This is a genomic window from Legionella hackeliae (assembly GCF_000953655.1).
GTDB lineage: Bacteria > Pseudomonadota > Gammaproteobacteria > Legionellales > Legionellaceae > Tatlockia > Tatlockia hackeliae.
Map to the genome: position 1 here is coordinate 1,180,152 of NZ_LN681225.1, position 23,659 is coordinate 1,203,810.

Sequence of the window (23,659 nt, forward strand, 5' to 3'; positions counted from 1 at the left end):
TAAAAAATAGATTTTTGCAAAAATAAAAATAAACTCGAGCAGTGCACATGGTGGTGAAATAATGCAGAACTGGGAATCACTAATAATACATCCTCAAGCTACAATTAGCGAAACTATTGAGATTCTGGATAAGGGTGGGCAACGAATAGCCCTTGTTACTGATCAGAATCGCCGCCTTTTAGGTACTGTGACTGATGGGGATATAAGACGTGCCTTAATTAATCACCTAACGTTGGATTTGCCTGTTGAGCGGATAATGTGCAATACCCCCAAAACGGCTAGTGTGAATTGGAGCAAGGACCTTATTTTATCCACCATTGAAAAATATCAATTGATGCAACTCCCAATTGTTGATACTGATGGAAGAGTCGTGGGACTGCAAACTTTATATGATGTATTAAGAAACAGACATCGGGATAATCCTGTTTTTTTAATTGCAGGAGGTTTTGGAACTCGTTTACATCCTTTAACTCAAGACTGCCCTAAACCTTTATTAAAAGTAGGTAATAAACCTATTCTCGAATTAATCCTGGAACGATTTATTGATGCAGGGTTTCATCGCTTCTTTATTTCACTGCACTATATGCCGGAGATGATTAAAGAGCACTTTGGTGATGGTAGTCGATGGGGTGTAAATATCCAGTATGTTCATGAAACCAAACCTTTAGGCACGGGCGGTGCATTAGGATTGTTGCCTCATAGCGAAATAGATTTACCTTTATTTATGATGAATGGCGATTTATTAACATCGCTCGATTTTCAAAGTTTGTTGGATTTTCATTATGATCACCAAGGAATAGCGACCATGTGTGTTCGCCAGTACGAACATTGTGTCCCCTTCGGTGTGATTGATTTCCATGGTCATCGAGTTGCCTCAATTGTTGAGAAGCCTGTACAGCGCTTTTTTATTAATGCAGGCATTTATGTGCTGTCTCCAGAGTTGATTCGCGGTGTGCATCCTGAGGTTCGAATTGATATGCCAGATTTACTTCAAGAACATATTAATAAAGGGAATAACGTTAATATGTTTCCAATTCACGAATATTGGCTTGATATTGGTAGGATGGATGATTTTAACAAGGCACAAAAAGATATAACGAGTCCTAATTTTTCATTTAATTTACCATTATGAAACGTGCTGTCATTATAGGGTTAGGTAGTATTGCAAAACGCCATGCGAGCAATCTGAAAAAACTTTACCCTGATATAAAAATATTGGCGATGTCTTCCAGCGGGAAGTTACAAGATTCACCAATAATAGACGTTGATGAGTTGGCAACAACGATAAATCAGGTAATTAGTTTTAGACCTGATTTTGCTATCGTTGCATCGCCTGCTACGTTTCATTTTCAGCACGCTAAAGAGTTACTTAAATTAAATATCCCAACATTAATAGAAAAGCCAATCGCCGCAACCAGAAAAGATGCTAAAGAAATGGTCGTTCTGGCAAATGAGACAAAAGTGCCTGTGAGCGTAGCCTACTGTTTAAGATATCTACCTGCTGCCAATATAGTAAAAAGCATCCTCGAAGAAAATCAGTTAGGACCGATTTATAATGTTATGGCACATGTGGGGCAATATTTACCAGATTGGCGAAAAGATAAAGATTATCGTTTTTCTGTGTCGGCTTCCTTAAAATTAGGTGGTGGGGCGCTTTTAGAGTTGAGTCATGAGCTTGATTATTTACATTGGTTTTTAGGTGAACTGCACTTAAAGTATGCGCTTTTAAGAAATACTAATGAATTAAATTTAGACGTCGAAGAAATTGCAGATGTGATTCTTTCAACCGATTCAGGAACAATTTGTTCCGTTCATTTGAACCTAATTCAAAAGAAACCGCAGCGCTATTGCAATTTTGTTGGCGAAAAAGGCCATCTTTGTTGGGATTTGATAGAAAACAGGGTAGCTATATACACGAATGAGAAGGAAAATATTATTTATCATGAGCCTTTCTGGGACAGGAATACTATGTATCTTCTGATGCTCAAAGATTTTATGCAGAAAATTACAAGCCAAAATCATTGTAAGCGTATCTTAAGTAGTGCAATGCATACTGTAGAGCTGATTGAAAAAATCAAATCTCAATCTAATTGGGGTATAAAACAATGAAAACCTATGCTTTTATTTTTGCAAGAGGCGGCTCAAAAGGTCTACCTCGAAAGAATGTGAAACATCTGGCAGGCAAACCATTAATTTCCTATTCCATTGAAGTTGCTAAACAAACAGCAATGATTGAGCGAGTTTTCGTCTCAACAGACGATCAGGAAATAGCCCAGATCGCTGCTCAGGCTGGTGCTATTGTTATTCAACGACCATCAGAGCTTGCGACAGACACTTGCCCTGAGTGGCTAGCGTGGCGACATGCAATTAATTTTGTAACCAACGAATATGGACCATTTGAATTGTTTGTAAGTCTTCCTCCTACTAGCCCTCTAAGAAATGCCAGTGATGTTAGTAGTGCAATTGATTTATTTAAAAATAAAGAAGCGGATATTTGTATTTCTATCACGAAAGCCAATCGAAATCCTTTTTTTAATATGGTAAAAAGAAATCAGGAAGATTATTGCGAATTAGTAAATAAGCAGGCAACCGATGTCTCTCGACGTCAGGATGCGATTCCGGTATTTGATATTACTACTGTAGTTTATGTAACTACTCCCACATTTGTTCTTAACCACTCAAGTTTATTTGAAGGGAAAGTCATTGGCTTAGAAGTTCCTAAGGAACGTGCTGTAGATATTGATGATATTTATGATTTTCAATTCGCAGAAGTATTACTACGTGCACAAGGGGCGAATAATGCTTAAAGGAAAAAAAATTGTTGTAGCCGGCTCAGGCGGTTTATTAGGCTCCCAGACTGTAAAACAACTTCTTCTACAAAATGCTAACGTTCTAGCTGTTGATAACAACTATCAAGGTATGATAGATCGCCTTGTAAATCAGGATATTGATATTAGTCACTCCCAGTTAACACTAATGCCACTTGATTTGACAAATGAACAGGAAGTAACAGGTTTCTTCAACGACGTGACTGACTTGGATGGCGCTGTCAATTGCACATATCCTCGAAATAAGAATTATGGCAGGGATTTTTTAGAAGTAAAATTAAATGATTTTAACGAAAATGTAAATTTGCATTTAGGTGCTGCTTTTTTATTTACCCAACAATGTGCAGCTTACTTTCTTAGAGAAAAAAAATGGTTTTCTTTAGTAAATATTGCTTCTATCTATGGGGTTATTGCTCCTAAATTTACTATTTATGAACACACTCCGATGACAATGCCAGTGGAGTATGCGGCAATTAAATCCGCAATAATTCATCTGAATAAATATGTTGCAAGTTATGTGGCAAATAGTAATTTTCGTATTAATAGTGTTAGTCCCGGTGGCATTTTTGATAATCAACCCTCATCTTTTCTAGAGGCATACAAAAAAAATAGCTTAGGCCGGGGAATGCTCGATGTTAATGAGGTGACAGGAGCCATATTATTTTTACTTTCTGATTTTTCAAAATATATTAATGGTCAGAATTTAATAGTGGATGATGGTTTTAGCTTATAATCTTTGTAGGAAAATTGAATGGATAGAACAGTATTTTGGTGTAGCACTTGTCTTAATATGTCTACGCGCCCTCGAATAGAGTTTGATGCTGAAGGACGTTGTAATGCTTGCGTTTGGGCTGAGGAAAAAAAAACACTTGATTGGAAGTCTCGCCAACTAGAGCTAATTTCTTTGCTTGAAATGCACCGTTCAAAGACCGGTGGATTCGATTGTATTGTCCCTGTCAGCGGAGGCAAGGATGGTTCTTATGTGTCATACAAACTTAAATATGAATATGACATGCATCCTCTGGCAGTAACTGTAGCCCCTCCTCTAACCTATGATATTGGAGACAAAAATTTAAAGAATTATATCAATTCAGGTTTCGATCATATCCATATTAATCCTAATTATAAAGTAATGAAGGCCTTAAATAAAAAAGGCTTTTTAGAACAAGGCCGTCCATTGTATGGTTGGACGACTGCCATATTTACCTCTGTGATAAGAATTGCCAATAATTTTGGTATTCCTTTAATATTTTATGGAGAGGATGGGGAAGTCGAATATGGTGGTTCTACCGAAAGCAAAAACCGAAGTATTTTTGATATTCAATACATTAAGAAAATTTACCTTGAAGGTAATTACGAAAATACTTTAAAACAATTATTCTCGGAAAGTGAGCTGTATTTTTGGTTGTTCCCTCAAGAGAGCGAATGGAGTCAAAAAGAAATATTCATGACTCATATGTCTTATTTTGAGCCATGGGATCCTTATAGAAACTATTTGGTTGCAAAAGAGCATTGTGGATTAATGGAAAAAACGGATAGCAATAGTGGTACATATACTAATTTTGCGCAGAATGATAACAGCCTATACGATCTGCATACCTATCTAATGTACCTTAAATTTGGGTTTGGCCGATGTACTCAGGATGTCGGTATTGATATTCGTCGAGGAGCAATGACTCGCGAGCAAGGTATTCAACTAGCCAAGATTTATGATAATGCCAAGCCAGAAATCTATGTCGATGACTATTTAGATTACTATGAAATTAGTCGAGAAGAATTTGAGGCTACTATAGATAGGTTTGCGAATAAACAATTATTTGAAAAAAGTGATGGTTTATGGCTACCTAAATTTGAGATTCAATAGGTTTATATCGTGATAGCAATAATCGATTATAAAATGAGCAATGTTTATTCAATTCAACAAACATTAAAATTTCTTGGTGTCAATTCGATATATACCGCAAATCATTCTGAAATATTAGCTGCCGATAAAATTATTTTGCCTGGAGTGGGAGCCTATGCTCGTGCTGTGAAAGCTCTCAGGGAAATGAATCTTTTTGAGACGCTGCATACTGCTGTCTTGGAAAAGAACATACCTATCCTTGGCATATGTCTTGGAATGCAATTGCTTGCAAAATCAAGTGACGAGGGAGGCTATACAACGGGGCTAGGTTTATACAATGGGGAAATAAGAAAATTTGATAAAGACAAAGAAAATATAAAAATTCCCCATGTTGGATTTAATTTGGTAAAAAAACCCAATGAGTCTGTTTTATATAAAGATATGGCTGAATATTCAGATTTTTATTTTACCCATAGTTATCGTTTAATAATGCATGAAGAAAATAGTAATTTTCAGGGGCTATGCCATTATGGTGAAGAGTTTATTGCCTCTTTTGAAAAAGGACATATCTTCGGAGTTCAATTTCATCCGGAAAAAAGTCAGAATAATGGATTGCGTTTGCTAAAAAATTTCATTGAGTATGAGACATGTTAAAAAAGAGATTAATATTCACTTTAATTTATAATGATCAACATTACATGCTCAGCAGAAATTTTAGAATGCAGCGTGTTGGTGATATTCAGTGGATTAATAAGAATTATAACTTTTCTCATATCGCAACATCTTTAGATGAGTTGATTGTATTAGATGCTTCCGAAACAAAAGATATCTATGAATTTTCAAATCAGTTAAAAAAACTGGTGGATATGTGTTTTATTCCAGTAGCAGCGGGGGGAGGTATTCGTATTCTTTCTGATGCTGAGTTACTGTTGAATTCTGGCGCAGATAAATTAGTGGTAAATACTATTCTATTTACTGATCCTTCATTAGTTAAGCAGTTAGTTGAAATCTATGGCAATCAATGCATCATTGCCTCTATTGATTTTAAATTGATTAATAACACACCTGTAATATTCATTCATAATGGCAGTGAAAAACTAGAAGTAGACTTTGTGGACTATTTACATCAGATTACTGAGCTTGGAGTAGGGGAGCTTTATCTGAACTCTATGGATAAAGATGGCACAGGCCAAGGCTATGCCTTAGAGATATTTGATCATATTCCTGATACGGTTACCATTCCTATTATTATGGCGGGAGGCGCTGGAAATCATCATCACCTGTTCGAGGGTATTACTAAACCTAATGTCCAGGCAGTGGCAACAGCAAATTTGTTCAATTTCATTGGTAATGGATTGCCTTTTGCACGCGAGCAATTACGCATTGCAGGTGTACCCTTATCGTGTTGGGACGGTAAAGAAATTAGCAGTCTAAAAAACTATTTTGGTGAAGCGAATGTTAGTTGATTTTTTTAAAAAAATTAGATTTTGGTTAACAGCTGATCGAATAGGTCCTGATATTCCTATTAATCATTGGATGCTTCACTTCAATGGCACGATGAAACGCCTTGGAATTAAAAAATTTAAATATTTCCATCCAACAGCCTCTTTTAGAGCGGGTGCTTATGCGGTATGTTGCTCAAAAATTTCAATCGGGGCGCATGTCACAATTAGACCGGGAACAATGCTGTTTGCTGACCCCAGAGAAGGTGGTGCAGGCATTCATATTGAGGAGCATGCCCTAATCGGCTCTGGTGTGCATATGTACGTTAATAATCACCGTTTTAGTGATACAACACGTGTTATAGCCGAGCAAGGTTGGGAGCCTTCTAAACCCATTATTTTAAAAAAAGGTTGTTGGATTGGAGCAAATGCAATTCTTTTACCGGGTGTCACCATAGGGCAAAACTCTGTTGTGGGAGCTGGGAGTATAGTGACTAAAGATGTACCCGATTTTTGTGTGGCCGTAGGGGCGCCAGCAAAAATAATAAAAAGGTTATCGTCTGCAAGTTCAGACTCAACCATGCAATTTGTAATTCCTGAAGCGGTGACTATTTGAGCCACTTAGGAAAACATGACGAAGTTCAATGGAGAATGTAGTGAAATTTTTTAGATTATTAAATGTACTAAATCCAATTTTATATCGTTATAAATATACCTACAGACATAATTTTCCTGCAGATCCCTACCAAGAAATGGGAAAAATGATTAAAAATACGCGAAATAAAAATGAGCAATCAACAAAAAAAGTGCTTATTGTCCCTTTTCGTGTCTTACCAGGTTCTAATTTATTTGAGGGCAATTGTGCGGTTGTACTGCAGTCAAGAGGTTATCAGGTCGATGCCTTAATGTGTGGTCAGGCTGTTAGCTACTGTGAACAAATTGATTTTTCATTAAGCAAACCACTTCGTTGCAATCTTTGTTTTCATGAGCAGAAAAAATTTATTGAGGCATTCGGAGTTAACGGCGTATTTGTGAATCAATTTCTTTCTACGAAAGAACGTGATGAAATTGATAATGAAGTTGAATTAGTCGATTTAAATAACTTAAAAAATATAAGTTATCGAGGAGTACCTATACATAGGCCGTTATCCTCAGCGCTGCAACTTTATTTTAAAAAGGCGATTGTTTCTCCACAAGAAAATGCTAAGGAATTAAAAGGATTTTTACAAACTATTTTCATTACTATCCGTGCCCTGGAAAATTATTTTAAACAAAATGACGTTGAATTTGTTCTACTTTCTCATGGAGTTTACTCTACCTGGGGAACAGTGCATGAGTTTTGTTTAGCACACTCCATTAAATTTGTTACCTGGGGCAGGGAGTATCACGGGGCTGGTGTAATAGCTGCTCACAATGCCTCTTACTTAAGTGAGCCAATGCAGGAGTGTATGAGTAATTGGGTTAACAAGTTGCTATCAGAAAATCAACGCAGTCAAATTATTGATTATTTACAGGCAAAAATAGGTCTTAATAATAAATCTTATGATTATGTTGATTACAATATTGATAATAAAGGGCTGCAATCAAGAGAAGAGCTTTATGAGAAGCTAGGGCTTGATTCAGAAAAAACAATCGTAGCTATGTTCCCCAGCATCCCCTGGGATGGACAAACCTTTAGGCCAAATATTTTTTTCGATAGTATTGATTCGTGGATATACGAAACAATCGACTGGTTTGCAAATCAAGACGACGCTATTTTAGTTATCCGGGCACATCCTGCCGAAAAGCGCTCAAACGGTGATGGACTTTTGGATTTGTTAGATAAGCGCTATGGTGAGCATTTACCCAAGAATATTATCTTAGTGCCTCCTGAAAGCAAAATAACGAGTATTTCTATAGCGTCCATTTCCAGTGCTGCATTGCTGTACGGTTCAACAATTGGCTATCAAACCGTATTCTTACGAATTCCTACAATTTTGGCATCGAAATTCTTTTATACCAACAAGGAAATTACGTTTGACCCACAAACGAAAGACGAGTACTTCGCTTTGATTACTGACGCTATTCATGGTAATTTGAGTGTTGATGATGCAAGGTTTGAGCGGTTGCTTCAATATGCCTACCACTATCAATTTCGTCGAATTATGCCTGAAACAATAATGAACCTAAAAGGATTAAATTTCTCAGGTTATAAATATTCTGAGCTAGAGGAGCTTGTAAAAGATAGCGTTATTAATAAATTCATTGATTGCTGCTTAACAGGTGAGAGGTTTTATTTTGACGAATGTTATGAGTAAACATTTTAATAATTTCATTCAAAACGACCATGTAAAAAAATTTTTGGCGTTCTCTATAGGCTCGCTGGGTGGAATGTTCTTTTCATTTTGTGCCACTTTTTTTTTAAATGGTTGGTTAAGCAAGGAACAAATGGGAAGTTACAGTTATACATTTAATTTATTGAATTTTATTTATCCTGTTATTTCTTTGAGTGTATTCAGTGGTTATGCAAGATTCATTAATCTTTATCAAATAGACTTATTGGTCAATTTTGTTCAAAAAATTTCTTGGTTATCCACGCTTTTTTTTACTATTGTAATCAGCGCATTTTTGTCGAACGGGTATTATTTATTGTTTGCATTTATTGTTCTTTTTCAAGAGCGATTAATGCTCGCAAGGGCTAAATTAGAAATTGCTCGGTATAATTATCTTAATGTTTTGCAGAAAGTTTTATTTTTAATTTTTGTACTTTGTTTCAGAAATGAATTGAATGCGGAAAAAGCGCTCTTCTATTTGGGGAGTTCATATCTTATTGCTTATCTTGCTTCTTATCTTTGGAAAGAAACAATCTATGATAGACCAGTAGACTCTGCCGTCGACAAAAAAGTATTTTTACAGTTTTGTGTAATTACTATGTTAACCATGATTGTTCATTGGTTACTTACTGTGTCCGATCAGGTAATTATTAAATATTACTATGGGTATGAAGTATTAGCCCCCTATGCGGTTGCTTACCGTATTGTAACGATGCTTAGCCTAATATCAGGCATATTTTTGACGTATTATCCGAATGTCTATTTCAGAGAAATTTCCGGAGAAAAAGTTGGGGAGGTTTTTCAGTTACGTAAGTTTTTTATAGGTGCATTAGTTGCGGCGACTGTAGGGTTACTTCTGTTTAAAGATATTGTTTATATAATTTTTGGAGCAAGAAATTATATTGATCAAAGTGGATATTTTGTGCCGCTTTTGTTAGGTGAGATGCTAAGAACAATAGCGTCTATATTAATGACGTTTTTAACATTCAAGTTACAACAAAAAAACATTCTCTTGTCCTTGCTCTTTATTTCTATATTAAATGTTATCTTAAATATTCTTCTTGTCCCAAGTTTTGGTCCTATGGCCTCAGCTTATTGCACGCTTCTCTGCTTTTCTTTGTATCTTGTAGTTTCTTTTTTTACCTCTTTTATCCCTGAGGCAAAATATGTTGCACAAGAGAGGCTTGGTATTAATGTCAATGGATAGGGCTGGTCATAAATAGACCCAGGATAATAAAAATGATAGAAAAATTTTATTCAGAATTACTCGTGTTTCTTGAAAAAAGTAACATTGAATTTAAGTTGGTCAATGAAAATGGCGTTGATTTTACTGCATCTGATATTGATTTTATTCTAAGACATCCTGGTGATTTAAAAAAAATAAAGAAATTTGTTTCAAACTATGGTATTCAAACGCTAATCCGAACAAATAATAAACGTCATTTTTATTTTATTGTTGTTGACGATGAGAATATCCATGCGTTTGATTTTATGGTTGGCCTTATTTCATCTTCCGGAGTAATTTGTTCTGGTGATTATTTCTTTCAAAGTAGTAAAAATGGAGTAGGTTTTAAGGAAAATTATCAATTTTTAAAAGATAGCTCCAAACATCAAGATCTATTTTATGTGGTTAAAGAGAATAGGAAATCTTTATTTACTCGTATGAAAATTTTTTCAAAAAGGATAGTTTACTATCTCAAACATTTATTTTCGCGCCAACAATCTCAGGGACTTTATTTGGTTCTTCTAGGCGCCGATGGAAGTGGTAAAAGTACTGCGTCAGAATATATTACTCAAAGCTTTTCATTAAAAAGAAAGTTGTTCCAATTAAAACGAATTTATTTCAAACCGAATGTTATAAAAATTAAGCCTGATAATAAAATATCATTACATGAAGGTAATATACCGCATGGGCATAGTACCTATTCGTCATTGCTATCAATTTGCAAGGTAATGTATATTTTTATCAACTACCTTCTTTATGCACCTGTTCTATATTTGCGCAAAAAATGCGGGCATTTAATAATATTTGATAGGCATTTCTATGATATGTTAATTGATGAAAAAAGATATCGCATCAATAACACAGGTCTTTTGTTTGCAAAAAAATTGGCAGGGTTAATTCCTAAACCCGATGCGGTAATTACACTGAATTCTGAGGTACCCACATTAGAGCAGAGGAAACCAAATGAAGTCACCAGAGAGTTACTGGTCAATTTGAATGAAAAGTATAAAAATTTTTATTTTGACCGTGTCAAAGTAGATCACATTTCAAATAATGGAACGATTGAGGAGTTTAAACAAAAACTTCATTATTCAGTGCTTAAGAGTATTAGAGGCCATGAAGCTAGTTGACTTAATTAAAGAAGAGCAGCTGATATCGTTTGAAAATGATAAGGCAAATGCAATTGCTATTCCCTCACGTCAGCAAATGAAATATATCATCGGAATTCAAAATAAAAACGCATTCTTTGCTGGATTAAGGATGTTAGGTACTCGTACCCTAAAAGCGCTGGTCGGAAAAACAATTTTAAGTGTCATTTATCAATCTGGTCTTCTTAAGTATCTACTTAAGAAAAATCTGGTGATGATAAACGAGAACAATGAACTTATTGAGGCCATTCGTAAAGATTATCAAGGAAGTACAGGCATTAATATTTATGTAGGCAGTGCAAAAAGCCGAAATTTATCTTTGACATTACAAGTTGTTTCTCAAGGAAATGAATATTACGTTCGTTATCCAATGAGTAAAACTTCAGAAGAATTTACTGCAAAGGAAATAGAAAATATCAATTTTCTTAATCAGCAGCGAATTCAGTGTCCGACTCAGCAAGTTGATAAAATGATTACCCTAACCCAAAATCCTACACCACTATATGCTTATAAGGGCATACCTAGATATAAGACGTCAACCTCGCTATGTGTACAGAAAATGAAGTTATTACGTCAACTTGCTTCAAATGAAACAGAAACTCTTCAAGAGAACACATTTTTTATCGAGCAAGTTCAAGAGATCAAGAGAATGCTTGTTCGAAATGCACTCGCACTAAGTCCCAATTTATTACCGATTTTCGAAAAAATAGTGAGCGGATTAAAAAATATTTCATTAAAGAAAGCCTTTTTTCATGGGGATTTTTCTCCAGATAACATACTGAAATCGAGCGGAAAACTTTATCTCATAGATTTCGAGTACTCTCAACCATTGTTTTTTGCCTGTTTTGATTTATTTCATTACTTGTACAAGGCTAAAAAGTTTCATTTAAAAATTATTTCCTTACAGGACATTAAAATTATTGATACTTATTTAAAAAAAACATATAACGGTTATCCTTATAGTCTTAAAGACGAGAGTAACAGTTTAGTTTTAGTTAAACTTTATATATTTTATTTATTCTTATTATTGAAACGATTTCTTGTGGACGAACAAATTAAAACTGCAAATCCGGTGATTGAGAGACTGCAAACCAGTATCCATAACCTGTTTGTTGATTCAAAACTTTAAGGAACAGTTTAGTGTTTACCGATGCCAAAAAGGATGTAAATTTACTCAGCAAATCTAATGAAAAAATATTTTTCATCTACTCCATTGTACTACTCTTATATCCAGCAATCGTATTTTCTAGTGCGGAAAAGTGGTCGTTAATTAATTTTTTTATTTATGCATTTTCTTCACTCATCGTTTTATTTTGTATTCAGTCTATTCGAATAAATTCAATTTTATCTTGGAATATTTTTGGTTTTGCTTATTTTTTATGTTTATGGATGAATTGTTTGCAGCTTAGTGAGGTACAAACAGAAAAAACCATTTTTGATTTATATTCAATGATTGTAGGTCCCCTTGGATTTCTTTTGCTACTGTTTTTTTTTGAAAAAATCAAAATTACTTCGGTAACCCCCAGTATTCCTTTAGTTAATTTAAATTTAATTTATATAGTATTTATTATTCTTTACTGTGTCGTTAGTGTTCATATAGAAAGTATAGTGGGGTGGCGTATTACCGCTATTCAAGCTGAACACCGGATTATTTCAGGGGATCGATTTGTCGTACCTTTTTTTTCAGGATTTTGGTCAATATTGGGATGGTCATTGGTAATTTTGGCGCCTTATGTCAGGAAAAGATATGCAATCACTGCCATTGCGTTAATTTTTATTATATCGGGAATATTACACGTTAAACGTGGTGACATAATAAGAGTCCTTCTTTTCTTTATTATTTACTATGTTTCTACTTCTAACATTCAGGTAAACAAACAGACACATAGATATCTTATCTTATTTGCATTAAGCGTCATTACAGTCGTTATTTTTGTTATCTTTGGTCAATGGCGACTTGCCCAATCAGGTAACGATTGGCAGACTATTATTAATATTTCTGGTGTCAGGATAAATAGCGCATTTGTGGCTTGGCTTTTTGGCTATCTTATTATTCAATTTGATGTGTTTTCTCTTTCAACAAAAGCACTCGCATCACCTCTTTATGTACCGAATGATTGGGGGGTATTAATGACTTCCGATTCTTTGCCGACAACAAGTGAAATGGTTCCAATTAATGGATTTAATGCCGCGACTGCTTTTTGGGATTTTGTAAGAGACTATGGTGCTTTATTTTGGTTGGAAATGTTCATTTTCTGGGGCATTGCAGTGCTACTGTTAGGATTGTCAAAAAAGACGAACTGCAAAAGTGCCTATTGTTTCACAGCCATGTTGTGTGCCTTAATGATTTTTGGAAATTATTTTGCTAGCAGAAGCATCGTACTCGCAATTGTTGTCAGTAATTTAATATTTTTTATCTCTAATAAAAATCAGAAGTTAATATCACAATGAAAATTTTATTAAATTGCTCTACGTTAATGAAGGGCGGCTCATTGCAGGTAGCCTCTGCAATGTTTAGAGATGCAATTGAAGATCGAGAATTTGATTGGTTTTTTGCTTTAACAAGTTCTATTTTTTCGAAGTTTCAAGATCTACTTGAATCTAAATTGAATGCAAAACGAGTTATTTTATTGGACAAAAGTCCGGCAAAAGATAGGCATTCACGTAAACGCCTGCAAGAGTTTGTGTCACGTGAACAATTTAATGCTGTGTTTACATTATTTGGGCCTGCCTATGTTAATTTTTCTGTCCCTCATCTATGTGGTATAGCTGATGGCTGGGTAACTCACGCTACCAATGCTGCTTACCGTTCTCTACCCAACCTAAAAGAGAGAATTCGCACATATCTTCTATGCCAATATAAACTGCATTGGTATCAACGTGCAGATAGATGGTGTGTAGAGGCCGCCGTAGCAAGAGATGGCTTTTTATCTAAAACCAAAGCCAATCCTAAAGCAGTTGCAGTAATCCCCAATGCAGTCAATCAACTGATTCAGGAGTATGCCACTGTAAAAATAGAAAGAAAAATTGAGGATACTATACACATTTTTTGCCTGGGGGCTGATTACTGGCATAAGAATTATCAAATAATTCCACAGGTTTTAGTAGCCTTAAAAAAGAAGATTGAAAAAAAGGCAATCTTTGTGGTGACCTTACCAGAAGACTCAACCATTTATAACCTCCTTAACAATCAAGCGAAAATACTTGGTGTGCAAGAAAACATTCTTAATTTAGGACCGATATCACTTCCGCAAGTCATCGAAAGCTATAAAAAATTTCATATCTTGTTCTTTCCAAGTTTATTGGAAACGTTTAGCATAACTCCGCTTGAGGCCTTTTACATGAATATGCCGATGGTTCTTTCAAATCTGCCAGCAAACCGGCAGATTGTAGGGGAGTATGCGCATTATATTGATTCATGTAATAGCCAGGAGGTCGCGAATAAATTGCTTGAGTTAATTACTAATTATGACCACGAAGTTGGAAAACTAAGTAATTTAAAAGACAATAAATATATTCAAAATATATGCAATGCTGCAAATAGATTTGACAACTATAAAAAACTTTTGAGAGATATGATTCAAACGTTCTAACAAATGGTATCAGCGAGGGTTACTATTCTTATTTTTAAAAATATAGAATAAATTCTTATTACTTATAGGCTTGGAAGCAAATTATGAATCTTTATTCAAGTATTAAAGAAAGTTTAAAACAAAACCCTTCTACGTGGTTAATTACTGGTGTTGCAGGTTTTATTGGTTCCAACTTATTAGAGGCTTTGCTTAAGTTAAACCAGAGAGTTATCGGATTGGATGATTTTTCTACAGGTACGCAATATAACTTGCAAGAAGTAAGTCGAAAGTTACCCAACGAGTTTAGCAGGAAATTTACTTTGATTGAGGGGGATATTTGTTCGGAAAAAGATTGTATACAGAGTGTCGAAGGCGTGGATTATATTTTGCATCATGCGGCAGTAGCCAGCGTTCCTCTCTCTTTTGAATTTCCTGAGCAAACTCATGCAATTAATGTCACTGGTTTTTTAAATATTCTTAATGCAGCCAGAAAAGCAAAAGTAAAAAAAATAGTTTATGCGTCATCGAGTGCAGTTTATGGAAATTCTTCAATTCCCAAAAAAAGGGAAACTGATTGCATAAATCCCATGTCCCCTTATGCCGTCTCAAAGCATGTCAATGAACTATATGCCAAAAATTTTGAAATCTGTTATGGGTTGCCTTCCATTGGGCTTCGCTATTTCAATATTTTTGGACCACGACAAAATCCTCACGGCCCTTATGCCGCTGTCATCCCTTTATGGATTGATGCTATGGTCAATAACAGGCATATGTATATTAACGGTGACGGGAATAACATACGTGATTTCTGTTATATCGAAGATGTGGTTCAAGCAAATATTCTGGCAGCGTTAAGTTCTTCCTTAGGTGATACAGTATATAATGTAGGATGTGGAGAGGGGACGACCTTAAATGAACTTTTGCAAATGCTAAAAATGATTATATGCCCCGAAAGGATTAATTTAACCTATAGAGACTTCAGGCAAGGCGATATTAAAATTTCAGAGGCAGATATCTCTTATGCAAACACAAAACTAGGCTTCATACCCACGACAACTCTCTCTGAAGGACTCAAATTGGTAATAGACTCTTGTCAAAGCATACCTGGCACTATTACTGAAAAAATTATCGCTGCTGATGCTTAATCCTCATGTTGGTTTAAAAAGCAGAGTTAATTGCTACAGAATGGATTTGAAATGAGAATAGATAATAATATTGCTAAATTTTCCCTTATTTATTTGATTGCAAATCTTTTTTTGTTGCTAAATATCCAAGGCATATATTGGGATGATTGGGTTATATATCACCAGGATTTCGATGTTATTGAAAATATATTCAATCAAGCGGTTGGTAATTTAAATCCTATCACGTATATACATTATTTTTTAAGTAATATTGGGAATGGCGTTTTTCCTTATAGGCTAGTGACATTTTTCGCTTATTTTTTCTCTAGCTTATTTTTATATTTTATTTTGCGTGATATTCATTTTATAAGCAAAAAAAACGCTCTTTTTATTACAATTTTTTTTAGCGTGCTCCCTGTTAATAATGTACGTGTTGCATTAATTAATGTACCAAGTGGATTATTGTTGTCTCTTTTCTTCTGCTCTTTTTGGTTTTTAACACTCTATATTAATAATAAAAAAACACTCTCTTTAAGAGTTTTTATTTTATCATTATTTTTCTTTTCTTTTTTCATTAATTCATTGCTTCTTTTTTATTCAATAGTCTTGCTTTATATTCTCTACAAAGAATACATGCCTTTTAAAGGCAACATATATTTCTTGCCGAAACAAATTTTAAAAAAATACCCTGATTTTATTTTATTACCATTTGTATTCTTTTATGTGAAAACAATATTTTTTATTCCCAATGGGCTGTATGTTGGTTACAACAGTTTAAATACAACGGATTTAGTTGCAAATTTACAAGAATCCTTTATCACCGCTTTTTTTGAGCCGCTGCGCGAAGCATTTTTGTTTGCATATACTCATAGTATTTTATTAGCGGGTTGTACTTTAGCCCTGTGGTTTTATTTTCGAAATAATGAGGATGGCAGTAAAGAGGAACTCAAAATCTCCCTTTCATTTATTTTATTGGGATTAATTTTTTTTATTTTTGCTGTATTTCCTTATGCAGCGGTCGGAAAAATCCCTCGTTTGGACGGTTTTTATTCAAGACATATGTTACTAATCCCATTAGGGGTTTCACTTACACTCTATGGGCTTATTCTACTTATTGCACGGTTCAATACAGGATCCGCCAAGTTATGTTTATATCTATTAATTTCAATATTCGTACTTAAAACAGCCTACGATCAATTTCTTTTCTTAAAAGATTGGTTTTATCAGGTCGCATTGGAAGAAAACTACAGAAACAATAATACAATGAGAGAGAATTCTACATTTATATTTAGAACAGATATTCCTTTAGCAAATCATCGCACAATCCAGTTTCACGAGCATAATGGTATGTTCAGACAAATATTTGGTAGTTCAACTCGATACATGGCTCAAAGCGTAAAATTTTTACAAATTTATCGGAAGTACAACTCTTATGCAGAGTATAATTTCGTAGACTGGAAGGAATCCTATCCAATTATCTTTGTGCATGCACAAAAAAGCTCGCCGGTCTTATCGCATAAATTATTTGCGAGTTTATTGTATTCAATGTTTACAAACGAAGCGGTGTTTCGTTACAAAGCAAAAAATCTCGTGCATGTATCTACTTTTAAAACAACTCCAGAGACTATCCTTTAGGACATTCATAAATAAATTGAGCTAGTATTATGGGCAGATATTAAGCGTTTGGCCCATTTATAAAGTTAGTTTATAAAATTGGCTATCGTAATAATCTTAGAGTACTATTCCTTTTTTTAAACAATAAACGATGTAACGACAGGATCAGAGGGATGAAGATTCTTTTAGTATCTCAATATTTTTGGCCAGAATCGTTTCTGATTAATGACCTGGTAAAGTGTTTGGTTGCGGATGGCCATGTAGTTGAAGTACTGACCGGCAAGCCAAATTATCCGGATGGACAAGTCTTTAAAGGTTACTCGGCGTCATCGAGAATGACTGAGCAATTTAATGAGCAAATAACAGTTCACAGGGTGCCGATATTTCCACGAAAAAAAGGCGGGGCAAAGAATTTAATACTCAATTATTTTTCATTTATTGTCAGTGGACTTTTCTATTTTCCTCGTTTTGCGAAGGGAAAACAATTTGATGCGATCCTGGTTTTTGCCCCTTCTCCAATTACTTCGTCTATTCCTGCAATATATTTGAAAAAGCGACTGCGCACTCATCTTGCGATTTGGGTACAGGATTTGTGGCCGGAAAGTTTAAGCGCGACAGGTTTTATCCGTAATCAGAAGATGCTTAATCACGTCGGGAAAGTGGTGCGCTGGATTTATAAGGCTTCGGACACGTTATTGGTGCAATCCAAAGCCTTTTACCAACCCGTAGAAAAATACGCGGATAAAGAAAAAATTATTTACTACCCTAATTCTTATTTAGAAGCTCCAGAAACCTCTCTTGAAACAGAACAAATACCCAGGGATTTGTTGTCGATGCTTGAGCAAAATTTTTGTCTTGTTTTTGCAGGAAATCTTGGTACTGCTCAAGCATTATCTGTCATTGTTAACGCGGCACAACAGCTTAAACATTTAGAAAACTTGAAAATCGTGTTAGTTGGCAGTGGTAGTATGATGCCATGGCTTAAAGAGCAAAAAAATAGTCAAAAACTTGATAATTTAATTCTTGCTGGTCGTTTTCCTTCAACCTGCATGCCTCATATATTTTCACGTGCGGCAGGGCTGCTAGTTACGTTGAAGCAAGAGGAAATATTTACTTTTACAGTTCCCAGTAAAATTCAGGCTTATTTAGCCGCTGGTCGTCCAATCATTGCAGCTCTTGATGGGGAGGGAGCGCACGTTATCCATGATGCAGGGGCAGGTTTTGCAACACCCGCTGAAGATGAGAAAGCTCTGGCCATAAGCATGGAACAGCTTTATCATATGGACCCTGCAGACCGAAATAAACTTGGGCAATCGGGCCGTGCTTATTTCATGAAACATTTTGAAATGAAAAAACAAAGCCAGCGTCTTATTGAAATTCTTGAGGATAGAGTTAAACCGAATAAGGGAGAAGTAATTCAGTGAAAATTTTAGTATTAGGCGTAACAGGCATGTTAGGTCGCGCTGCTTACCAGGTTTTTCAAGAGACAGGAGACTATGAGGTATGGGGAACCCTGCGTCACTCAAGAAACTTAGAGCACTTCCCAAAGCAAACACATTCGCGCTTAATTTGTGATTTGGATATTTTGAATCAAGATTTCTTGCTAGGTGTATTTGAGCAGGTTCAACCAGAATTAATCATTAATTGCGTCGGCCTAATCAAACAATACAGCACCGCCAATGATCCTTTAATTGTATTACCTATCAATTCTCTCTTCCCTCATCGATTAGCAAAACTATGTGCCGTGACGGATGCAAGGCTAATACATGTTAGTACCGATTGTGTTTTCTCAGGTTCAAAGGGAGATTATAGAGAAGATGACCTATCAGATGCCCTGGATTTATATGGTAAGTCTAAGTTTATTGGGGAACTTTCAGATTACCCCCATGCAATAACTGTACGAACTTCCCTTATCGGTCATGAACTATCGTCAAATCGTTCATTAATTGATTGGTTCTTAGCTCAAAAAGAACAAGTGTATGGGTATAAGAATGCTGTATTTTCAGGATTTCCTGTCGTTGAACTTGCACGAATCATGCGAGATTACATTGCTCCTAATAAAGAGTTGGTCGGTCTCTATCACGTTGCAGCGAATCCTATCAACAAATACGATTTGTTGACCTTGGTTTCAGAAATTTATGGAAAGCAAATTAAAATTATACCTGAGGAAAATATGGTAATTGATCGCTCACTCAATGCTGCTCGATTTAATGCCAAGACAGGTTATACGCCTCCTAAGTGGCCAAAACTTGTAGAAACAATGCATCAATCTTGGAAGGACTGGAACGCATAATGTTTAATAATAAAATTCTTATGATTACCGGAGGAACTGGATCTTTTGGTAATACGGTTTTAAAACGATTTTTAAACTCTGATCTGAAAGAAATTCGTATTTTCAGCCGGGATGAAAAAAAGCAAGAAGATATGCGTCTGGCTTTAAATAATGACAGAGTTAAGTTTTACATCGGTGATGTACGTGATTACAGCACACTTAATGATGCCATGAGAGGGGTGGATTATGTTTTTCATGCAGCTGCTCTCAAACAAGTTCCCTCCTGCGAATTTTATCCAATGGAAGCTGTGCGGACAAATATTCTGGGAACTGAAAATGTTTTAAATGCAGGGATTGCTAATCAGGTTAATCGCATTGTGGTATTAAGCACGGATAAGGCTGTTTATCCCATTAATGCAATGGGTATTTCAAAAGCGATGGCCGAAAAAATTATGGTGGCGAAATCGCGTTTGTTGTCAGAAAACGGTCCCATAATTTGTGCGACCCGCTATGGAAATGTGATGGCATCACGGGGTTCAGTAATTCCCTTGTTTGTTAGTCAAATCAAAGCGAATCAACCTATTACATTGACTGATCCGAAAATGACCCGTTTCTTAATGTCATTAGAAGAGTCAGTTGATCTTGTGTTGCATGCCTTCGAACAGGCAGTACAGGGGGATATCTTTGTGCAAAAATCTCCCGCCTGTACAGTCGAAGATTTGGCGCAAGCATTAACTGAAATTTTTAGAAGTAAGACCGATATTCGAGTGATTGGTACCCGTCATGGTGAAAAGTTATACGAATCTCTTGTTTCAAGAGAGGAAATGGCAAAAGCTGCGGAGATGGATAAATATTATCGGATAAGCGCGGATAATCGTGATCTCAATTACAAAAAATATTTTGTAGAAGGAGAGGAGCGTATTTCTAATCTTGATGATTACACGTCTCACAATACTTACAGATTGAATATCAATGAAATTAAAGATGTTCTGTTAAAGCTTGATTATATCCAGGAGGCCCTTGATGCTTAAAGTGATGACTTTGGTTGGTACTCGTCCTGAATTAATTAAGATGAGCCGAGTTATCGCAGAAATGGATAAGCATACGGAACATATTTTAGTTCATTCAGGACAAAACTATGATTATGAATTAAATCAGGTCTTTTTTGATGAAATGGAAATTCGAAAACCTGATTATTTTCTCAATGTTTCTAAAGAATCCGTTGCTCAATCTATAGCAGATGTAATTGCAAGTTCAGATGAATTATTTGCTCGCATGAATCCTGATGCTCTTCTTTTATATGGTGATACTAATACTTGCTTGGCAATTATTTCCGCAAAACGGAGAAAAATTCCTGTATTTCATATGGAAGCTGGAAATCGTTGCTTTGATCAACGTGTTCCAGAAGAGTTAAATCGTAAAGTGGTTGACCATCTTAGTGATATTAATATGGTGCTCACCGAACATGCTAGACGGTACTTGGTTGCAGAAGGCATTAAACCAGAAACGATTATTAAGACTGGTTCTCATATGCGAGAGGTTTTGGATTACTACATGCCGAAAATCGAAGCTTCTAACATTGTGAGTCAATGCGGTTTTGAGGCAGGAAAATACTTTGTTGTTAGTTCTCATCGCGAGGAGAATGTCGATTCACCAGAAAATCTAACCGCTTTAATTGAAAGTTTAGACGCTTTGGTTAACGAATATCAGTATCCTGTTTTCTTCTCAACCCATCCTCGAACACGAAAGCGTATTGAAAGTTATGTTGCCAAAACATTAAATCCTGCTATTCAGTTTGCAAAACCTTTGGGATTTTTTGATTACATTAAGCTTCAGCTATCATCCTTTTGTATCCTTTCGGATAGTGGCACTATTACCGAGGAAGCGTCATTGCTGAATTTACCCGCAGTGACTATACGCAATACTCATGAGCGTCCCGAAGGTATGGATGTTGGCACATTAATTATGTGTGGCTTACAAAAGGAAAGGGTGCTTGATGCTGTAAAAGTAGTGACCTCACAACATTGTAATAAAGAAAGGGCCATTTTGCCTGTCAGTGATTATGAAGTTGGCTGTGTATCTAAACAAGTTGTGCGTGTAGTTTTAAGCTATGTCGATTATATTAATCGCACTGTTTGGCGTAAAAATTTTTAAATGAGTAACTTACTGTAGAATTCAAGGAAGAGTGTTATGGAAGAGTCTATGTGTGTACCTGAAAATAATAAAAAAATAATCTTAATGACTGGAGCTACAGGATTTGTTGGTCGCCATTTTATGGCTGCGCTTCGCAATAGTGACAAATTCACTGTACGAGTTGCTGTAAGAAACACCAATAGTCCCTTTTTAGGGGGTTGCGAAGAAATCATTTCAATTCCTGACATTTCAACATCTACAAATTGGAGTGATGCTTTAAAAAATTGTGATGTTGTGGTTCATGCTGCGGCACGTGTTCATGTTATGAAAGAGGAAGAAAGAGCTCCATTACTGGAATATCGACGGATTAATGTTGAAGGTACGCTTCATTTAGCTCATCAAGCAGCAAAAAATGGGGTTAAACGTTTTATTTATATCAGTTCCATTAAAGTGAATGGTGAGGAAACGAAACCAGGAACAACATACAGTGCAGATGATATACCCGCACCAGAAGATCCCTATGCCCTTTCAAAATATGAAGCAGAACAGGGATTATTAAAATTATCCGACGAAACAGGCATGCAAGTCATTATTATTCGTCCACCGTTAGTCTATGGACCAGGAGTGGGGGGTAACTTTCAACGCATGATTAAATGGCTGCAAAAAGGGTATCCTCTTCCTTTGAAAACAATAAATAATAAGCGAAGTTTTGTCTCTGTTTATAATTTAGTAGACCTCATAATTCATTGTTTGGATGCCTCAGAAAAAAATAACCAAATTTTTCTGGTTAGCGATAATCAGGATGTTTCTACGCCTGAGTTATTACAAAAGGTTGCTTTAGCACTCAATAAGCCAGCTCGCTTAATTCCATTTCCGTACTGGATTCTGAAAAATCTGGCTTCTATCGCTGGAAAAAAGCCAGAGGTTCAGCGTTTATGTGGCTCCTTACAAGTTGATGTCAATAAAACACAGGAATTGTTGGGATGGAAACCCAAGATGTCGATAGATGAGGCGCTTGCTAAAACTATTCAGGATTATGCATAAGAAAAATAATAAAATTTATGGAATAACTCATCGTACCTCATTGAAGAATTAATTTTGAGGTTGAGTTATTCCATTAAAATAGGGAGGAGTAATGGTTTGGCTTTGTTTTTTAATAGCTATTTTTAGTGTGGGTTATTCTCTAACTGGATTATTGCGACGTTATGCCTTGGCTACAAGTCTTTTAGATATACCCAACCACCGTAGCTCTCATGCCTTACCGACGCCACGAGGAGGGGGGCTGTCATTTGTCTTTTGCTTTATCGCAGGCTTATCGTTTCTTTTTTATATTCAATCAATTACGATTGAATTATTTGCTGCATTAATGGGGGCTGGCTTTTTTGTGGCATTTATAGGTTTTATGGATGATCACAAAAGTGTGGCTGCAAAATGGCGATTATTAGGCCACTTTTTGGCCAGCATGTTTGCTTTGTATATGCTGGGTGGGATGTCTCAGTTTACTATCTATCATTGGACCTTACCGTCAGGCTCTCTGTTAAATGTTTTAGCGGTGATTTATTTGGTATGGCTACTCAATTTATATAACTTCATGGATGGAATTGATGGTATTGCCGCTATTGAAGCAATTTCTGTTTGTTTGGGTAGCGCACTGCTTTATTATTTGCATGGTAATACAGGAGCCATGTTCGCGCCGCTTGTTCTTGCAGTTGCAGTTGGTGGATTTTTATGCTGGAATTTCCCTCCCGCACGAATTTTTATGGGAGATGCGGGAAGCGGATTTTTAGGAATTACGTTAGGAGTATTGTCTATTGAGGGTGGAAAAATTGATTCCAATTTCTTTTGGAGTTGGTTAATCCTATTGGGCGTATTCATTGTTGATGCCACAATTACGTTATTTCGTCGAGCTTTAAATAAAGAGGTTTTGTTGCAAGCACACCGCAGTCATGCTTACCAAAATATTTCTAGGCGCTATAATAGCCACCTTCCTGTTACCGTAGGCACATTATTGATCAATGTTCTTTGGTTACTACCTATAGCGGTAACAGTGAGTTTTGGTATTGTGAGTGGCATTTTAGGATTAGTACTTGCTTATGTACCGTTAGCTATTTTAGCGATTAGGTTTAATGCTGGAAAAGAGAGTTAA

Annotated in this window: 22 protein-coding genes; all 22 read left to right on the forward strand. The window is 35.8% G+C overall.

Annotated features, from left to right (window positions below; translation table 11 throughout):
- The first annotated feature begins 61 nt into the window (after positions 1-61).
- The 22 genes from LHA_RS05385 (at position 62) to LHA_RS05490 (ending at position 23,659) form a co-directional block, all read left to right on the forward strand.
- A complete protein-coding gene (locus LHA_RS05385; protein ID WP_045105630.1) occupies positions 62-1,132 on the forward strand; it encodes a nucleotidyltransferase family protein in 1,071 nt (356 codons plus the stop codon).
- The gene (locus tag LHA_RS05390) at positions 1,129-2,109 is read left to right on the forward strand and encodes a Gfo/Idh/MocA family protein (RefSeq protein WP_045105631.1); all 981 of its coding nucleotides are present in this window, start codon (positions 1,129-1,131) and stop codon (positions 2,107-2,109) included. Before LHA_RS05385 ends, LHA_RS05390 begins: the two co-directional genes overlap by 4 nt.
- A complete protein-coding gene (locus tag LHA_RS05395; protein ID WP_045105632.1) occupies positions 2,106-2,807 on the forward strand; it encodes an acylneuraminate cytidylyltransferase family protein in 702 nt (233 codons plus the stop codon). Before LHA_RS05390 ends, LHA_RS05395 begins: the two co-directional genes overlap by 4 nt.
- Positions 2,800-3,561, forward strand: a complete 762-nt coding sequence (locus LHA_RS05400; protein ID WP_045105633.1) for an oxidoreductase — start codon at positions 2,800-2,802, stop codon at positions 3,559-3,561. The genes LHA_RS05395 and LHA_RS05400 overlap by 8 nt, the downstream gene beginning before the upstream one ends.
- A gap of 18 nt (positions 3,562-3,579) precedes the next feature.
- Positions 3,580-4,692 (forward strand): N-acetyl sugar amidotransferase, encoded by a 1,113-nt coding sequence (locus tag LHA_RS05405; protein ID WP_045105634.1) that lies wholly within the window; start codon positions 3,580-3,582, stop codon positions 4,690-4,692.
- Between the two features lie 9 nt (positions 4,693-4,701).
- Positions 4,702-5,325: an imidazole glycerol phosphate synthase subunit HisH gene (gene hisH / locus LHA_RS05410; RefSeq protein WP_045105635.1), complete on the forward strand. Its 624-nt coding sequence runs from the start codon at positions 4,702-4,704 to the stop codon at positions 5,323-5,325.
- On the forward strand, positions 5,319-6,137 hold the full coding sequence (locus tag LHA_RS05415) for a HisA/HisF-related TIM barrel protein (RefSeq protein WP_045105636.1): 819 nt from the start codon (positions 5,319-5,321) through the stop codon (positions 6,135-6,137). Before hisH ends, LHA_RS05415 begins: the two co-directional genes overlap by 7 nt.
- Entirely contained in the window at positions 6,127-6,729 is a 603-nt protein-coding gene (locus tag LHA_RS05420) for an acyltransferase (RefSeq protein WP_045105637.1), read from the forward strand. The genes LHA_RS05415 and LHA_RS05420 overlap by 11 nt, the downstream gene beginning before the upstream one ends.
- A 40-nt stretch (positions 6,730-6,769) precedes the next feature.
- The gene (locus tag LHA_RS05425; RefSeq protein ID WP_045105638.1) at positions 6,770-8,410 is read left to right on the forward strand and encodes a hypothetical protein; all 1,641 of its coding nucleotides are present in this window, start codon (positions 6,770-6,772) and stop codon (positions 8,408-8,410) included.
- Positions 8,403-9,632: a lipopolysaccharide biosynthesis protein gene (locus tag LHA_RS05430; RefSeq protein ID WP_045105639.1), complete on the forward strand. Its 1,230-nt coding sequence runs from the start codon at positions 8,403-8,405 to the stop codon at positions 9,630-9,632. Before LHA_RS05425 ends, LHA_RS05430 begins: the two co-directional genes overlap by 8 nt.
- Positions 9,633-9,664: 32 nt before the next feature.
- A complete protein-coding gene (locus LHA_RS05435; protein ID WP_045105640.1) occupies positions 9,665-10,780 on the forward strand; it encodes a hypothetical protein in 1,116 nt (371 codons plus the stop codon).
- Positions 10,767-11,927: a phosphotransferase family protein gene (locus LHA_RS05440; RefSeq protein ID WP_045105641.1), complete on the forward strand. Its 1,161-nt coding sequence runs from the start codon at positions 10,767-10,769 to the stop codon at positions 11,925-11,927. Before LHA_RS05435 ends, LHA_RS05440 begins: the two co-directional genes overlap by 14 nt.
- An 11-nt stretch (positions 11,928-11,938) precedes the next feature.
- Positions 11,939-13,249: a hypothetical protein gene (locus tag LHA_RS05445; RefSeq protein ID WP_045105642.1), complete on the forward strand. Its 1,311-nt coding sequence runs from the start codon at positions 11,939-11,941 to the stop codon at positions 13,247-13,249.
- Positions 13,246-14,391: a glycosyltransferase gene (locus LHA_RS05450; protein ID WP_045105643.1), complete on the forward strand. Its 1,146-nt coding sequence runs from the start codon at positions 13,246-13,248 to the stop codon at positions 14,389-14,391. The genes LHA_RS05445 and LHA_RS05450 overlap by 4 nt, the downstream gene beginning before the upstream one ends.
- 83 nt (positions 14,392-14,474) lie before the next feature.
- On the forward strand, positions 14,475-15,515 hold the full coding sequence (locus tag LHA_RS05455; protein WP_045105644.1) for an NAD-dependent epimerase/dehydratase family protein: 1,041 nt from the start codon (positions 14,475-14,477) through the stop codon (positions 15,513-15,515).
- Between the two features lie 51 nt (positions 15,516-15,566).
- Positions 15,567-17,129 (forward strand): hypothetical protein, encoded by a 1,563-nt coding sequence (locus tag LHA_RS05460; protein WP_045105645.1) that lies wholly within the window; start codon positions 15,567-15,569, stop codon positions 17,127-17,129.
- Between the two features lie 152 nt (positions 17,130-17,281).
- Positions 17,282-18,532, forward strand: a complete 1,251-nt coding sequence (locus LHA_RS05465) for a glycosyltransferase family 4 protein (RefSeq protein WP_045105646.1) — start codon at positions 17,282-17,284, stop codon at positions 18,530-18,532.
- Entirely contained in the window at positions 18,529-19,401 is an 873-nt protein-coding gene (locus LHA_RS05470; protein ID WP_045105647.1) for a dTDP-4-dehydrorhamnose reductase family protein, read from the forward strand. The genes LHA_RS05465 and LHA_RS05470 overlap by 4 nt, the downstream gene beginning before the upstream one ends.
- A complete protein-coding gene (locus tag LHA_RS05475) occupies positions 19,401-20,411 on the forward strand; it encodes a polysaccharide biosynthesis protein (protein WP_045105648.1) in 1,011 nt (336 codons plus the stop codon). The genes LHA_RS05470 and LHA_RS05475 overlap by 1 nt, the downstream gene beginning before the upstream one ends.
- A complete protein-coding gene (gene wecB / locus LHA_RS05480; protein WP_045105649.1) occupies positions 20,404-21,534 on the forward strand; it encodes a non-hydrolyzing UDP-N-acetylglucosamine 2-epimerase in 1,131 nt (376 codons plus the stop codon). Before LHA_RS05475 ends, wecB begins: the two co-directional genes overlap by 8 nt.
- A 36-nt stretch (positions 21,535-21,570) precedes the next feature.
- Positions 21,571-22,557: a UDP-glucose 4-epimerase family protein gene (locus tag LHA_RS05485; RefSeq protein ID WP_045105650.1), complete on the forward strand. Its 987-nt coding sequence runs from the start codon at positions 21,571-21,573 to the stop codon at positions 22,555-22,557.
- 91 nt (positions 22,558-22,648) lie between these two features.
- The gene (locus LHA_RS05490; RefSeq protein WP_045105651.1) at positions 22,649-23,659 is read left to right on the forward strand and encodes an MraY family glycosyltransferase; all 1,011 of its coding nucleotides are present in this window, start codon (positions 22,649-22,651) and stop codon (positions 23,657-23,659) included.